This is a genomic window from Rhodoferax sp. (genome assembly GCF_034520025.1).
Lineage (GTDB): Bacteria > Pseudomonadota > Gammaproteobacteria > Burkholderiales > Burkholderiaceae_C > Allorhodoferax.
Window position 1 is genome coordinate 1,123,043 of record NZ_JAXHNZ010000002.1, and the last position, 13,720, is coordinate 1,136,762.

Genomic DNA, 13,720 nt, shown 5'->3' on the forward strand with positions numbered 1-13,720 from the left:
AACCCTGCGGGGGAGCAGGAGCAGCTCCGCTGGGGGGCGACAGCCGCTGAAGGTCGCAAGACGACCACCCACGTTGGGTTATGACCCGGGTTCAAACGGTATTACGGCAAACTTTTTGCACACCTGAAGCCGATGTAGACAACCGCCGTAGAGGCCGGTTTCGTTTGTAGATGATCGCGATGCATCTGGGCCGCTCCGTACCACTAGGAGCCGCCGCGCGTCGGGCGATCGGTATTCGCGGCAGCGGACTTGCCGTCATCGGTCCACTCCCAAGCGTTGCCGCCCATGTCCCACAAGCCATTGACGCCTGCCCGCGTGGTTCCGGTCAACACATGGCCACCGCCTCTGGAGGTGACCAAACCCCCTGCATAAGCTGCAAGCGTGTTTGCGGTGCCGCAATCTCCCAGACAGTGGGCACCTTCAGGGCTGATTCCGGTCGGATACGGGTAGCGCATGTCTTTCACAAAACCAGCGGTTGGTGCAGCCCGTCGTTCAATGTAAGCTGCCTCCATCCATTCGGCGTCATTGGGAAGCCGCTTACCTGCCCATTGGCAAAATGCTTTGGCCTCATGGAACGTGATGTGCACTGCGGGCTCTCTGTTGTTTGCCGGGAGACCGAACGGAGTGCGCCAAGTCCACCCTTTGCGTTGCACCCACCCCCCCTCATAGGTGCTGCCGCCCCCTGCTTTTTCAGCACTGGTCACAAGCCCGGTGGCTTCAACATAGCGCGCAAACTGCGCGATGCTTACTTCAGTGCGGTCAATGGCAAACCCTCTGATCGTCTGCATGTCATCGTTTGCGGCCTTCGCCGCGGAACTGGCAAATATCCAAAACAGTGTGAGCACCCATAAGTTTTTCATGGGGCGATTCTGACGCCAGTCCAATCACCTGTGTTCCCCTCCGCCATCGGCGATAAGCAAGGGCTGATATTCTTGCGCCTCCCGGCCGTCACGGCGACGTGCCGTGCCCTCTCACCATTCGGAGCTTTCAAATATCTACTGCATCGGTTGACTCCGCCCCTCCTTCTACCGACCGTGGCACGGTGGAGCAAGAGTTGCTCCGCGTACAAGCCCTCATGCAACTGGAGCAAAAAGAAGACCTGGCGCAATTCAAGCTCAAAAGCGCAAAGGGCAGCATCCAGGAACGTCAAAAGCGTGGCCTCACCTGGTACCCCATCACTGTTGCGAGCGAAGACATAGGCTTCGGCGGCAAAGTGGTGCTGGAGCTGGAGCGCGCGCCTAGCCAGCAGGGCCTGCATTTGTTTCAAACAGGAAGCAATGCATCGCTGTTTGCCAACCTGCCGGGCCACTCGGTAGCCGACCAGCCCACGCTGCTTGGCGTGGTCACCGGCGTGCGGCGTAATAAGCTGCAACTCACCACCAACAAGTCCGACCTACCCGACTGGGTGCTCAATGGCAGCAAGCTGGGCATTGACCTGACCTTTGACGAGGTGAGTTACCGCGAGATGGAGCGCGCTTTGGCTGAGGTGATGCGCGCCCGTGGCGACCGGCTGGCCGAGCTACGCGATGTACTGCTGGGCGCGCCGCAGCCACGCTTTCGGGAGCCCAAGACCGACGACCTGCTCTACCCCAACCCGCTGAACGAGTCGCAGCTAGCGGCGGTGCGCCATGTTGTTGCGGCGCAAGATGTAGCCATCATTCACGGCCCACCAGGCACCGGCAAAACCACCACGCTGGTGCAAGCCATTTTGGAGACCACCCGGCGCGAGCGGCGGGTGTTGGTGTGCGCCCCCTCGAACACGGCGGTAGACCTGCTCACCGAAAAGCTGGCTGAGCGCGGGGTGAAGGTCGTCCGCTTGGGTAACCCTAGCCGCGTGTCAGAGCTGCTGCTGCAACACACGCTGGATGCGCGTGTCATAGCCCACCCGAGCTACAGCAAGATGCACGCGATGCGGCAAACCGCGAACCAATACCGCGAAACCGCCAGTGAGTACGTTCGCGACTTTGGCTTTGAGGAGCGGCAGCAACGCCGCCTGCTGAAAGACGAGGCGCGCGCGCTGTTTCAAGCGGCAGACGATCTGGAGCGCTTTATCACCGAAGACGTGGTCGACTCGGTGCAGGTCATCACCTGCACGCTGGTGGGTGCGGCAAACCGCAACATCCGGCACCTTATGTTCGATACGGTCTTCATCGACGAAGCCGCGCAAGCCCTGGAGCCCGGGTGCTGGATACCGATCGCCAAGGGCGAGCGGGTGATTCTGGCGGGCGACCACCACCAGCTGCCGCCCACCGTCAAAAGCGAAAAAGCCGCCCGCGAAGGGCTGCGTGAAACGCTGTTTGAAAAGTGCATCAAACGCCACCCGGCCTCAGCGCGCATGCTCACGGTGCAGTACCGCATGCATGAGCACATCATGGGGTTCAGCTCCGAGCATTTCTACGACGGCAAGCTGGTGGCGCACTCCAGCGTGCGCCACGCCGACCTAAGTGCATTCGACATGAGTTTCGCGCCCGACCAGCCTGTGGAGTTTCTCGACACAGCCGGCTTCGGCTTCTCTGAGCTGACCATTCCTGAAAGTCGCTCTACCGCCAACCCGGAAGAGGCCGATGTGTTGCTCAAGCGGCTCACCCAGTTACTAGCGCCGCACAACCCGGCCGGCGATGAGACAACACATCTTTCAATCGGCGTGATTGCGCCCTACCGTGCACAAATCAACTATTTGAAAGACGCCATCGAGGAGAGCGAGGCGCTTAGCGGCTTGTTGCAGCACCGCATCTTGAGCGTGGGCACGGTTGACTCGTTTCAGGGCCAAGAGCGCGACATCATTGCCATCTCACTCACGCGCAGCAACCACCACGGCGAGATTGGCTTCCTGGCTGACATTCGCCGCATGAACGTGGGCATGACCCGCGCTCGCCGCAAGCTGCTCTTGGTGGGAGACTCGTCAACGCTGAGTCGCCATCCTTTTTTCAAGGAGCTGCTGACCTACGTGAAGCGTATTGGTGGCTATCGCACAGCTTGGGAAATCGTGGACTAGCTGGGCGCAAGCGCTGGAATTACTTGGCTGAGCGCATGGCCTGCGCCAATTCCGCGTGCCCCTGGCGGACCAATTCTTCTGCCGCGTGGAGCCGGTCGCGATCCTCGCGGTTTTGGCTCAGCTTGGCTTTGCCCTCCATGCGGGTGATGGTGATCTCGATGCCCACAATCGCTTTGAGCATTCCGTCGATGAACTCGGGTGCGGAGTCCCCCATCTTCCAAGGCTTGGGCTCTGTGGCCTCGTGGGTGCGTGTCAGCCGGCCCACCACGCCGCGTACAAATTTCTCTTGGTCCTGCACGGCTAGTCGCCCGTGCACATGCACCACCTCATAGTTCCAGGTGGGCACTAAACGGTGTGTCTCGTGTTTGCTGGGGTACCAGTTGGGCGAAACATAACCCTCGTCCGCACGAAAAATCACCAGCACGTCAGCACCGTCTTTGCATTGCTGCCACACAGGGTTGGCGCGCGCCACATGGGCGGTGAGCACACCGCGCTCGGCATGGAGTTCAAACGGAATGTGGTTCGCATCCAGCCCCTCAGGCGTCATGGTGACCAGGACCCCGAGAGGGTGCGCCTGGATGATCTTGTGCATGACGTCAGCGCTTTTGATGGAAAAGTGATCGGGGATGTACATGGTGTGAACTCGACTCTCAAAAAAGTGGCATCCAAATCTCGGTAACAGACGAAAAAGACTAACGCAGCACCCGGTAACCAATTGGCCAACTAGCCAGTTGCAGTGAAGCCACGCTTGAGACTTTAAGTATCAAAAAGGCCTCTAGCGCCCTTTTAATAAGCGCAAGCAGCTACTCTTTTAATAGCAAATTGCGCTGTTAGCCGTGCTCAATCCCGGTCGCGGTCACGCGACCAGATGGCGGCAAAGGCCTTCAGCTTGGCCCAAGGGCCTACCCGCTCCTCGGACAACACATCCAGAAAATCCGACAAGCGCTTGGACTTGGCCATGGTGTACACCGTGAGCGCGATGGTGACCACAAACACCACCGCAAACACCAACACCTTGCGGGACACAGGGGCGTCCGCCTCGGCCAACAAGTTCATGCCCAGAAAGCCGGTGGTGATGGTGCCTATCAGGCCGAGGATAGTGACCACGGTCAGGCGCACCACCGTGTTGGCTTGGCGACGCAGGCTGTCGGCCTCGAGGTAGTTGTTCATGTCCGCAATGCGCTCTTTGACTTCCGAGTACAGCGGGTCCAGCCCGAGGTGCTGCGCGCACTTGGCAAACAGAGCACGGGTCTGCGCCTGCTCCGAGATTTCATGAAACCAGTAGCGGTGAGTAAAGCGCAAAAAGCTGGCAAAGGTGCTGCGAATGCTGCGCTTGAAGGTGCGCACGCTGCCGGGGTCGCTGATGTTGAGGTTGCGCAGCGTCTCAGCCAGCCGGTCTGAAAACATCAGGAGCGCCGCTTTCTGAAAGTGCGCAATCAAAAACAGCAAAAAATGCTGGTGCCTGAATTGCGCCAGCACACCCCGGTCCCGGCAACCGAAGAACTCGCTTTGGGCATCACCCACCACGACCAGCGAGTGGCCAGTGCAGAGGTAGCGGGTGTGGGGTGCGGCGCCACCGGCAGCCCAAAACCGGTCGTAGCAATAGCGCTCTTCAAAGTCCTGCAAGTGGTCGTCCGCAAAAGGCAGCGCGGCTTCGCCATCCGCACTGCCCGCACCGGTGACCAAACCCAGGCGCACAAAATCGCTGCGGCTTAGCGTCTGCGGGTCGTCCACCGCCAGATAGCCCAGCAGGGGCATGCGGTAGTACTCGATCTGCCGGTAGCGCAGTGCACCCACCTGGTCTGAGTGGTCGCTCACCAAGGGTTGCAGCAACCAATCCCAGTGGGCGGCAATGCGGGGCGCGCGGTGGCGGGCTACATGCGACATGAACAAATCAGGCTGGCCCGCATCCGACTGCGCCAGTACCTGCCCGTGCGCACCCAGCCACTCGGCCTGATGCAAGCAATGCTGCGCCTGCCCCTGCGTATCCCAGCCCGAGGGGTAGCCGCGGCCAAAGCGGTAAAGCAGTTCCTGCGCGTGGATGAGCGTCAGGTTGTCGCCCGCCACCTCCACATTGAGCAGCACCAGGTCCAGATCCAGAAAGAAATACAGATCGACGTGCACCACACTCAGGGTGATGGACTTGCCCCCCGGCCGCAACACCACCCGCACCGCATTCACGTCGTGCCGGCGGAATACCCGCATGGGCGAGCCGTGCACTTGCCCACCACCTTTTGCATGACCCTCGCCATACAGGAAGCGCTGCACATAGGGCAAAAAGGTCACGAACTCGTTGTAGTGCCGCTCGTGAAAGTTGCAGGCATCGCCGGTGTACTCGTCCACCACCTCGCGCCACGGACTGGCGTCGCCCAAGGCGGACAAGATTTCCCACGGTTTGGCGTGCCGGCCTTCGCCCCCTCGCACCGGCATCAGCCGCAAAGGCCACAACAAGATCTGACCAAAGTGACGAACGCAGTGCGGGGCTTCAGGCGTGTGCATGGAAATCAGTATCGCACCGGCTTCGGGCGTCTTACAAGGGGGCGAGTTGATGGGTGTGGCATGCATCTTCGTGAGTAGCGAGCTGAAACAATCATGCAACTACAATAGTTACATGAAACAAAACACCCAACTCTCTGACGTCTTGCACGTGCTGCTGCACATGGCCGAGGGCGATGGCCCCGCTACCTCTGAGGCGCTGGCCGCCGCCATGCAAACCAACCCGGTGGTGCTGCGCCGCCTGATGGGTGGGCTGCGCGACGCCGGGTTTGTGGTGTCGGCCAAGGGCCACGGCGGCGGCTGGGTGCTGGCCTGCGATATGGAGCGCATCACCTTGGGCGATGTGTACCAGGCGCTGGGCGCGCCGCCGCTGGTGTCGCTGGGGTTTAGAGAAGACCGCCCCACCTGCCTGGTGGCCCTGGCAGTGAACGAGGCCCTGGCTGGCGCCGCGCAAGAGGCCGAGGCGCTGCTGCTCAAGCGCTTTGGTGCCGTCACCCTGGCCACGCTCTCCAACGACTTTCACCGCCGTATGGCCCAGCACCACGCCTCAGGCCACGCCCATCCACACACCCACCAACTGAATGACCACACCCATGATCCGCATTGACTTTGCCATCATCGGCGGCAGCTACGCCGGCATGGCCGCCGCCCTGCAACTCGCCCGCGCGCGCCGCAACGTTCTGGTGGTGGACGCCGGCCAACGCCGCAACCGCTTTGTGGACGCAGCGGGCGGCACATCGCACGGCTACCTGAGCCAAGACGGCCGCGCCCCGGCCGAGATAGCTGCCGACGCCCGCGAGCAACTCATGAACTACCCCAGCGTGGAATGGCTGCACGGCAGCGCAGACCATGCGCGCGTGGCCGCGAATGGGCGGCTGGAATTTGAAGTGGGTAGCCAGACCATCAGCGCGCAGCGCCTCATCATCGCCACCGGCGTGCGCGACGAACTGCCACCCGTGCCCGGCCTGGCCGAGCGCTGGGGGCGCAGCGTCTTTCATTGCCCGTATTGCCATGGGTACGAGGCAGATGCCGGGGCCATCGGCATCTTCGCCGCGTCGCCCTTGGCGCTGCACCACGCCGTCATGCTGCCGGACTGGGGCAGCCCCACCCTGTTTTTGAACGGCGCCTACACGCCCAGCGCCGACGACCTGGCCGCCATCGCCCGCCGTGGCACGCAGATTGAACCGGTGCCCATCGCGCGCATCGACGGCTTTGCCGACGTGGTGCTGCAAGACGGCCGCACGCTCCGCATGAACGGCCTGTTTACCCAGCCCCACACGATGATGAGCAGCCCCGTGGCCGAGCAACTGGGCTGCGTGCTGGAAGACGGGCCCATGGGCCGCTTCATCAAGGTGGACGAAGGCAAGGCCACCAGCGTGCCGAATGTGTTTGCGTGCGGGGATGCCGCGCGGGCGGCGGGGAATGTGACGCTAGCGGTGGCGGATGGGGCGATGGCGGGGTTTGGGGCGCATCGCGCCTCCATGGGTTAGCGTAGCCTGTAACCAGGCGTGCCCCGTTCGGTGCAATGCCCTTGCAGGGCCTCCGGTTCAAGGCATCCCTAACGGTGCGAGCCGTGTTGCTTTGCCACAATGCGGGCACTTAGTTTGGCGGACTCGCGATGGATTCACTTTCACAACTGGTATTGGGCAGTGCCATTGGCGTTGCAGTGATGGGCAGGCGCACAGCTGTCTGGAAAGCTGCACTCTGGGGTGGAGTGGCCGGTACGTTGCCCGATCTGGACGCGCTCGTAGACTTCGGCGATGCGGTGAGCAACATGGTGCAACACCGTGCCCAGACGCACGGGCTCTTTTATCTCACGCTATTCGCACCGCTCTTGGCCTGGTGCGTGAGCCGCTTGCACCAGCAGCCTGCGCTATTCAAACGCTGGTGGTTAGCGCTATGGCTGGCTCTGTTTACCCACCCGGTACTGGACTACTTCACGATCTACGGCACCCAGCTGATGCAGCCTTTCTCCAGCTACCCGTTTGGGCTGGGCAGCATGTTTATTGCCGACCCCCTGTACACCTTGCCCTTGCTACTGGGGCTCGTGGTGGCCTTGGTTGCCAAGCCGCCAAAGGGTTTGCGCTGGAATGCGATTGCGCTGGCATTTTCTTGCCTCTACCTGGGTTGGAGCGTGACCGCGCAGCAAATGGTGAAAAGCGTAGTGCGCGACGACTTAGCTGCACGTGGCATCGCGTATTCTCAATTTCTGGTGACGCCCGCTCCCTTAAACACAGTGCTCTGGCGGGTGGTAGTAATGCGCGAGAACAGCTACGAAGAGGGCTTCTACTCGCTGCTCGACAAAGAGCGTCGCATTCAATGGGATACCTTCCCGCACGACGAGGCCCTGCGCCAAAATCTGAAAAACAACCCACATGTGAAGCGCCTGGCTGCCTTTACCCATGGGTTCTTCAAAATGCAACTGCAAGACGAACGCGCAGTGATCACCGACTTGCGCATGGGCCAGGAACCCGGCTACGTGTTTAGTTTTGAAGTAGCGCAGCAAGTACCCGCCACAGAGGACGCTGGCAGCCGCTGGGAAACGGTACAACCCATTGCTGCAGGCAGCCGGGGAGATCCGTCGCGCCTGCTGGCTTGGCTGTGGCCGCGCATGTTGGGGCAGCCCCTGCCGCCACCGCGTTGAACCCACACAGCCGTCAGGCGCTCGGCACGGCCACCTGTAGGAACTGTCCTGCCGTCGATGACGTACTCCGTTCCGGTGATGCAGGCGGCGCGCGGAGGGACCACGAAGGCGATCAAGTCCGCCACTTCTTTCGGCTTGGCGGGCCGCCCGACGGGGATGCCGCCCAGCGAATCCATGATGATTTGTTTGCCGCCTCCGTATTCGGTGCCCGCATCAGCCGCGAGGCGCTGCGCCAACCGCACAGATGCGGCGGTTTCTATCCAACCCGGCGACACGCGGACCACGCGAATGCCTTTGGGCGCTACTTCCTTCGACAGACTTTTGCTGTAGGCCGACATTGCGGCCTTGGCGGCGGCAACTCGCGTTGGATAGATCTGACGTAGATGACAACGCCTGAGCGATGAAGCCGCCCAGCCGCTGCACCCACACCCTTGGTACAGCCTGTGACTAGGGCCCTGCGCCCTTGAAGTTCAAGTTGGAAGCTCATAGCGTGATTTCCAAGGAGGCGATCTTGTTGCCTTCGAGGCAGAAGAAAAAGCGCAGGTCTACAGGGCTGCCGGGAAAGTTACCAGTCAGCCGGTTTGTGACGATGGTCTTGCCGTCTTTCTCGTCGATTGCCAGACGTTCGCTGGTGTAGGTGTATTTTTTCACGATTCGGTTTTCCATTGCTGAATGGCGGCCAAGCCCGTGTAGGTGTGGCCTTCGTCTTTGACAACAGCGTTGGCAGTGAAGCAGCGGGTAAAGGCATCCGGGTCACTTTGGTCGGCTGCGAAGTACTGGTCGATGGGGTTCATGGTGGGATTTCCTTGACGCTGGAGTTGATGAGCCCGCAGTATCGAAATAAGCTCCGTAAAGAACAAGTACGGACAAAAAAGTAAGGTACTTACTGAAAGGTTTGCTCAACATGGAAAAAGAATGGACCCCCACTACTGCCGCCGATGGGGTGGAGCAGGCGCTGAAGATTCTGGAGGGGCGCTGGAAGCTGGTGATCCTGTTCCATTTGTTTGGCGGCAAGCTGCAGCGGTTCTCAGACCTTGAACGCCTGATACCCGCTATCTCGCAAAAGATGCTAATTCAGCAGTTAAGGCAAATGGAGGCGGACGGTGTAGTGCGGCGCATCGTGCACCACCAAGTGCCGCCCAAGGTGGAATATGGGCTCACCGATTGGGGGCAGGCCCTATGCCCCGCCCTGGATGCGCTGCTGACTTGGGCCGCACTACGCGAGAGCCGCGCTGAAGTGGGCCCCGGCGGGGGCTGATAGCTGTACTCCATTTCGCACTTTTGCAGCGTCAGACCATCTCGCCCCGCTTTACAAGAACATGCCGCCAGATGCCTCAATACGCTGGGCATTCACCCACCCGTTCGCGGGGCTCAGCAACGACGCGATAACGCCGCCGATGTCGTCCGGCTCGCCAACACGGCCTAGCGCGGTGTTGCCAGCGATGACCGCGTTAAGCTGAGCGTTGTCACGCACTGCACCACCACCAAAGTCGGTAGCAATCGCACCGGGGGCTACAACATTGACGGCTATGCCGCGCGACCCCAACTCTTTGGCCATATAGCGGGTCAGCACCTCTACGGCGCCTTTCATGGATGCATAAGCCACGTAGCCTGGCAGCGCAAAACGGGTTAAGCCGCTGGACAGATTCACGATGCGGCCACCGTCGACCATCAGGGGCAGCAGCTTTGGGGTGAGAAAGAACACGCTTTTAAGGTGGATGGCCACCATCGCGTCAAACTGCGCTTCGGTGGTTTCCATCAGACCGGCGTGTTCGCCAGTGCCCGCGTTATTGACCAGCGCATCAAAGTGCATGCGGCCCCATGAATGCAAGGTGTCGCTGACCCGCTCTGCAAAAGCTGCAAAGCTGCTGCTTGTTCCCACATCCAGTTGCAGGGCGACCGCGCGGCGGCCCAAGGCCTCGATTTCGGCCACTACGGCGTGTGCAGTGGCAGCTTGTGAGTGATAGGTGATGATCACGTCGGTACCTTGACGCGCCAATGCCAAGGCTGTGTTTTTTCCCAAACCGCGGCTTGCACCGGTGACCAAAGCGATAGGGGTGGATGGGGTGGAGTGCATGGGTTTTTCCTTCGGGGGTTATCGATGAAGGGAAGTTTATTGAGCGATTAAAAATTAATAAACCAATAAATATTGATTTGTTTGTTCGCCATAATTGAACAATGAACACCCTTGAGCAAGCCAAAATATTCACCCGCGTGGCTGAGTTGGCCAGCTTCACCCAAGCCGCGGACTCACTAGGTTTACCGAAAGCCAGTGTCTCGACCGCGGTGCAACTGCTGGAAGCCACGCTGGGCACTCGGCTCTTGCACCGCACCACGCGCCGCGTGCAGCTCACTCAGGACGGACAGGCGTTTTACGAGCGCAGCAAAGACCTGCTGGCCGATATGGATGAGCTACAGACGATGTTTCAGCAGCAAGGTTCGCTGACCTTGCGAGGTCGGGTGCGGCTGAATATGTCCACCGGTATCGCGCGGCATGCTGTGATTCCCCATTTGCCAACCCTGCTGGCCGAGCATCCATTGTTGGAGCTGGAATTCAGCAGCACCGAACGAAAAGTCGATCTAGTGCGCGAGGGTTTTGACTGTGTGCTGCGCACGGGAGCCATTGTGGACACAGGGCTCATTGCACGGCCCCTAGGTCAGTTGCGCATGGTCAACTGCGCCAGCCCCGCTTACCTGCGGGCACATGGCACGCCGCACACCCTGTCAGATCTGGCCGACCCGGCTGCGGGCCATTGCCTGGTGCACTTTGTTAACACGCTGGGTTCAAGGCCCGCTGGATTTGAATATTTGGACGGCGACCGGGACTGCGCACTACCCTTGCCCGGCGCCATCACCGTGAACAACGCCGATGCCTACACTGCTGCCTGCGTGGCGGGGCTTGGGATCATCCAGGTGCCCTTGGTGGGCCTGCAGAGCCATATTGAGGAAGGGCGCTTGGTAACGCTGCTGCCGTCCCATGTGGCGCGCCCCATGCCAATCACCCTGCTCTACGCCAACCGGCGAAACTTGTCGAAGCGTGTGCGGGTGATGATGGATTGGTTGGCAGGTGTGATGACAACCTATCTGGCGGCGAGTTCGGCGTGAGATCAACCTCAAACCATACGCCTTGCGCAGCCTGCTACTCAAACAGGCCCTGCTGTGTTGATGTGAGCGTTGAAAAGCGCTCGCCCACGGGCACAAGGATCGCGTCTGCAATGGGTTGCAGTTGCTTGGTGACATAGTGCTCGTAGTCAATGACGGACTTGCGCGACTCCAGGGGTTCAGGCCCGTTCTGGGTCATCACATACTGAATCCACCCCCCATTCTGGTACTGCTTACTGCGGTTCAGGCGGCCGTTGTGCTCATCGGCCGTGCGGGCGGCGCGCACCTGCGGCGGCACGTTCACCACGTAAGCGTCCAGGCGGTGGCGCAAGCGTTTGCGGTAGATGAGCAGGTCATCCTTGTGGCCCGCCAATGTGGACTGCGTGTAGTCGATAACAAAAGCCTGGTGGGGCTCACCACGGAAGATGCGTGAGAGCAGTCCCTCTTGGAACTGCCGCGCCAACAGTGTCCAGTCGCTGCGCGCCATTTCCAGACCGCGGTAAATCATTTTCTCATTGCCAGCTCTATCCACACTCAAGCCGGCGTAACGCTTTTTGCTCCCGATCTCGGAGCCACGGATGGTGGGCATGAAGAACTTTCGGTAGTGCATATCGAATTCAATTTCCAAAAAGTTCTCAAGACCCTGTTCGTCGCGAAGCGTACGTGTCCACCACGCGTTGATGTCTCTTACCAAACCGGCCGCAACCGCATGCGCATCTTCGTTGCTATGAGTGCGCTTGAGCCAGATAAAGATGGAGTCGGTGTCGCCGTAGATCACCTGGTACCCACGGTCCTCCACGAAGGCTTTGGTGCGCTTCACGATTTCGTGCCCGCGCAGGGTGACTGCCGATACCACTTGGGGGTTGAAAAAGCGGCATTCGGTGGCGCCCAGTACCCCGGCGAATGAGTTCATCAGCAACTTGAGCGCTTGGGACAGGGGTTCGTTCTTTGTCCGTTTAGCCTCATCCCGCGCACGCCCCAGCGTGGTCACGATTTCTGGCAAGCAATGCTTATGGCGCGAGAACAGAGTGCCACCAGGCCCGCTCATGGCAAGGGCTGGATCCGTAGCGTGGGAGCCCTCCGCGAACCCCACCGGATCAACCAAAAAAGTGCGAATGATGGAGGGGTAGAGGCTCTTGTAGTCCAGCACGACCACTGAGTCGTAAAAGCCGGGCTGCGAGTCCAGCACATAGCCGCCGGGAACCGCTTTGCGCTGAATGTCACCTACGTTGGGCGCTACGTACCCTTGGCGGTGCATGCGCGGCAAATAGTGGTGACTGAATGCCGCGATCGAACCACCAAAGTGGTCCATCTGCAAACCGGTAGTACTGGCGCGCTCCATGACGAACTGCAGCAACTGGGCCTTCTCAAAGATGCGCAAGACGAGCTCGCAATCTTTGATGTTGTAGACCGCCAACGCAGGCTTGTCACCATGGAAGCGCCGGTTGATTTCGGCCATCTTGTCGTACTCGGTGCCAATGGCTTTGCCCTCGCCGAGTAGCGCTTGCGAGACGTACTCCAGACCATAGGACGGAAAGCTCCAGACCGCGGCCTTCAGCGCATCGATACCATCCATGATGATGCGGCCGGGTGCAGGCGCAAACCAATAGCCTTGTTTACGCGGGTGTGTGCGCCATGCAATAGGCCGGCCCTCGCGGCCCAGCAGCAGCGGCACGCTGCAAGCGTCTGCCGTTTTTGCAGCACCCGCAAGTCAAACTGAATGACGTTCCAGCCGATGACGACATCCGGGTCATGGCGCTCGAACCAAGCGTTTAGTTTTTCCAGCATAACCTTGCGGCTGGGGCAATAAATGAGTGCAAAGTCCAGCTCCAGTGCAGATCCCGGTGACGACTCTGCAGGCGGCTCACCCAGCATGAAGACAACGCGTTCGGCATTGCTGTCCAATGCAATGGAATAGAGTTCTTCGTGTTCGCTAGTCTCGATGTCGAGCGACACCACGCTGAGTGCTGGCCGGAAATCCGGCGCCGGTTTGAGTCTGCAGCCCACAATGGTGCTGCCTTCGGTGCGCCCTCCCTCCACCCACACACCTGCCGTGATGAAACGCTCCATCAGGTAGCGTTCATGAGGTCGAATATCAGCCTCCAGCAGCGCGATCTGTTGCGGCTGCAGAGCGCGGGCCAGCTGCCCGAGCTGACGAAACTGCTTGGCATAAATGCCGACGACAGGTGATTGCTGAAAGGTCTTGAGCGCGAGTGGCTTGAGCTCAAGGCCGGGCATCACAGCAATTTGCGCCTCAACTGCGGGTCGATGCCGCTCTTCAATAAAAGCTACCGAGTTTGGTGCCGTCAAGACTACTTTTCGGGGACCCAGCTCTGTAGCGAGCCAGTACTCCAGTTCAGTACCAGCTGGTGTGTCTCGCCAGTGGCGAGTCAGGATGAAACCCTTGAGTTTGGTAGGTGGCACGGGACGAGCGACATGAACACAGGCTGGCCGGCAATCGCCGGAGACATCCATTCTCGCTG

General features: G+C 60.3%; 12 protein-coding genes and 2 pseudogenes. 6 read left to right on the plus strand and 8 right to left on the minus strand.

What is annotated here, in order from left to right:
• Positions 1-203: 203 nt before the first annotated feature.
• The gene (locus U5L73_RS13615) at positions 204-860 is read right to left on the minus strand and encodes an SUMF1/EgtB/PvdO family nonheme iron enzyme (protein WP_322562849.1); all 657 of its coding nucleotides are present in this window, start codon (positions 858-860) and stop codon (positions 204-206) included.
• Positions 861-1,054: 194 nt separating this feature from the next.
• Between U5L73_RS13615 and U5L73_RS13620 the strand changes: the two genes are divergently transcribed.
• Entirely contained in the window at positions 1,055-2,995 is a 1,941-nt protein-coding gene (locus U5L73_RS13620) for an AAA domain-containing protein (protein ID WP_322562850.1), read from the plus strand.
• A gap of 19 nt (positions 2,996-3,014) precedes the next feature.
• On the opposite strand, the gene U5L73_RS13625 is transcribed toward U5L73_RS13620, so the two are convergent.
• Together U5L73_RS13625 and U5L73_RS13630 are read right to left on the minus strand one after the other, a co-directional pair.
• Positions 3,015-3,629 carry an FMN-binding negative transcriptional regulator gene (locus U5L73_RS13625; RefSeq protein WP_322562851.1) on the minus strand — a complete coding sequence of 205 codons (615 nt, stop codon included), beginning with the start codon at positions 3,627-3,629 and terminating at the stop codon, positions 3,015-3,017.
• Positions 3,630-3,835: 206 nt separating this feature from the next.
• Positions 3,836-5,494 (minus strand): hypothetical protein, encoded by a 1,659-nt coding sequence (locus U5L73_RS13630; RefSeq protein ID WP_322562852.1) that lies wholly within the window; start codon positions 5,492-5,494, stop codon positions 3,836-3,838.
• 112 nt (positions 5,495-5,606) lie between these two features.
• Here U5L73_RS13630 and U5L73_RS13635 point away from each other — a divergent pair, with 112 nt between their 5' ends.
• The 3 genes from U5L73_RS13635 (at position 5,607) to U5L73_RS13645 (ending at position 8,135) form a co-directional block, all read left to right on the plus strand.
• Positions 5,607-6,098, plus strand: coding sequence for an Rrf2 family transcriptional regulator (locus tag U5L73_RS13635; RefSeq protein WP_322562853.1), 492 nt, complete (start codon positions 5,607-5,609; stop codon positions 6,096-6,098).
• Complete coding sequence (locus tag U5L73_RS13640) at positions 6,085-6,981, plus strand: NAD(P)/FAD-dependent oxidoreductase (protein WP_322563515.1); 897 nt, start codon at positions 6,085-6,087, stop codon at positions 6,979-6,981. The genes U5L73_RS13635 and U5L73_RS13640 overlap by 14 nt, the downstream gene beginning before the upstream one ends.
• Positions 6,982-7,109: 128 nt before the next feature.
• Positions 7,110-8,135 carry a metal-dependent hydrolase gene (locus U5L73_RS13645; RefSeq protein WP_322562854.1) on the plus strand — a complete coding sequence of 342 codons (1,026 nt, stop codon included), beginning with the start codon at positions 7,110-7,112 and terminating at the stop codon, positions 8,133-8,135.
• Between the two features lie 35 nt (positions 8,136-8,170).
• Here the strand turns inward: U5L73_RS13645 and U5L73_RS13650 are convergent.
• The 3 genes and pseudogenes from U5L73_RS13650 to U5L73_RS13660 form a co-directional block, all read right to left on the minus strand.
• Positions 8,171-8,500: pseudogene (locus tag U5L73_RS13650) on the minus strand (SDR family oxidoreductase); the annotation flags it as partial.
• Between the two features lie 118 nt (positions 8,501-8,618).
• Positions 8,619-8,786, minus strand: coding sequence for a hypothetical protein (locus U5L73_RS13655; protein ID WP_322562855.1), 168 nt, complete (start codon positions 8,784-8,786; stop codon positions 8,619-8,621).
• Entirely contained in the window at positions 8,783-8,929 is a 147-nt protein-coding gene (locus U5L73_RS13660) for a nuclear transport factor 2 family protein (RefSeq protein WP_322562856.1), read from the minus strand. Before U5L73_RS13660 ends, U5L73_RS13655 begins: the two co-directional genes overlap by 4 nt.
• 110 nt (positions 8,930-9,039) lie before the next feature.
• On the opposite strand from U5L73_RS13660, the gene U5L73_RS13665 reads away from it, so the two are divergent.
• Entirely contained in the window at positions 9,040-9,393 is a 354-nt protein-coding gene (locus tag U5L73_RS13665) for a helix-turn-helix domain-containing protein (protein WP_322562857.1), read from the plus strand.
• Between the two features lie 51 nt (positions 9,394-9,444).
• On the opposite strand, the gene U5L73_RS13670 is transcribed toward U5L73_RS13665, so the two are convergent.
• Positions 9,445-10,212: an SDR family NAD(P)-dependent oxidoreductase gene (locus tag U5L73_RS13670; protein WP_322562858.1), complete on the minus strand. Its 768-nt coding sequence runs from the start codon at positions 10,210-10,212 to the stop codon at positions 9,445-9,447.
• A 101-nt stretch (positions 10,213-10,313) separates the two neighbouring features.
• On the opposite strand from U5L73_RS13670, the gene U5L73_RS13675 reads away from it, so the two are divergent.
• Positions 10,314-11,240, plus strand: a complete 927-nt coding sequence (locus U5L73_RS13675; protein ID WP_322562859.1) for a LysR family transcriptional regulator — start codon at positions 10,314-10,316, stop codon at positions 11,238-11,240.
• Between the two features lie 34 nt (positions 11,241-11,274).
• On the opposite strand, the pseudogene U5L73_RS13680 reads toward U5L73_RS13675, so the two are convergent.
• Positions 11,275-13,712 (minus strand): annotated as a pseudogene (locus U5L73_RS13680) (DNA polymerase II).
• Positions 13,713-13,720: the final 8 nt, after the last annotated feature.

What these genes read in the sequence shown, in the direction of transcription:
- U5L73_RS13625 (WP_322562851.1), bottom strand. Translation starts at nt 3,629, where the DNA reads ATGTACATCCCCGATCACTTTTCCATCAAAAGCGCTGACGTCATGCAC.
- U5L73_RS13675 (WP_322562859.1), top strand. Translation starts at nt 10,314, where the DNA reads ATGAACACCCTTGAGCAAGCCAAAATATTCACCCGCGTGGCTGAGTTG.
- U5L73_RS13665 (WP_322562857.1), top strand. Translation starts at nt 9,040, where the DNA reads ATGGAAAAAGAATGGACCCCCACTACTGCCGCCGATGGGGTGGAGCAG.
- U5L73_RS13645 (WP_322562854.1), top strand. Translation starts at nt 7,110, where the DNA reads ATGGATTCACTTTCACAACTGGTATTGGGCAGTGCCATTGGCGTTGCA.
- U5L73_RS13630 (WP_322562852.1), bottom strand. Translation starts at nt 5,494, where the DNA reads ATGCACACGCCTGAAGCCCCGCACTGCGTTCGTCACTTTGGTCAGATC.
- U5L73_RS13615 (WP_322562849.1), bottom strand. Translation starts at nt 860, where the DNA reads ATGAAAAACTTATGGGTGCTCACACTGTTTTGGATATTTGCCAGTTCC.
- U5L73_RS13640 (WP_322563515.1), top strand. Translation starts at nt 6,085, where the DNA reads ATGATCCGCATTGACTTTGCCATCATCGGCGGCAGCTACGCCGGCATG.
- U5L73_RS13660 (WP_322562856.1), bottom strand. Translation starts at nt 8,929, where the DNA reads ATGAACCCCATCGACCAGTACTTCGCAGCCGACCAAAGTGACCCGGAT.
- U5L73_RS13670 (WP_322562858.1), bottom strand. Translation starts at nt 10,212, where the DNA reads ATGCACTCCACCCCATCCACCCCTATCGCTTTGGTCACCGGTGCAAGC.
- U5L73_RS13635 (WP_322562853.1), top strand. Translation starts at nt 5,607, where the DNA reads ATGAAACAAAACACCCAACTCTCTGACGTCTTGCACGTGCTGCTGCAC.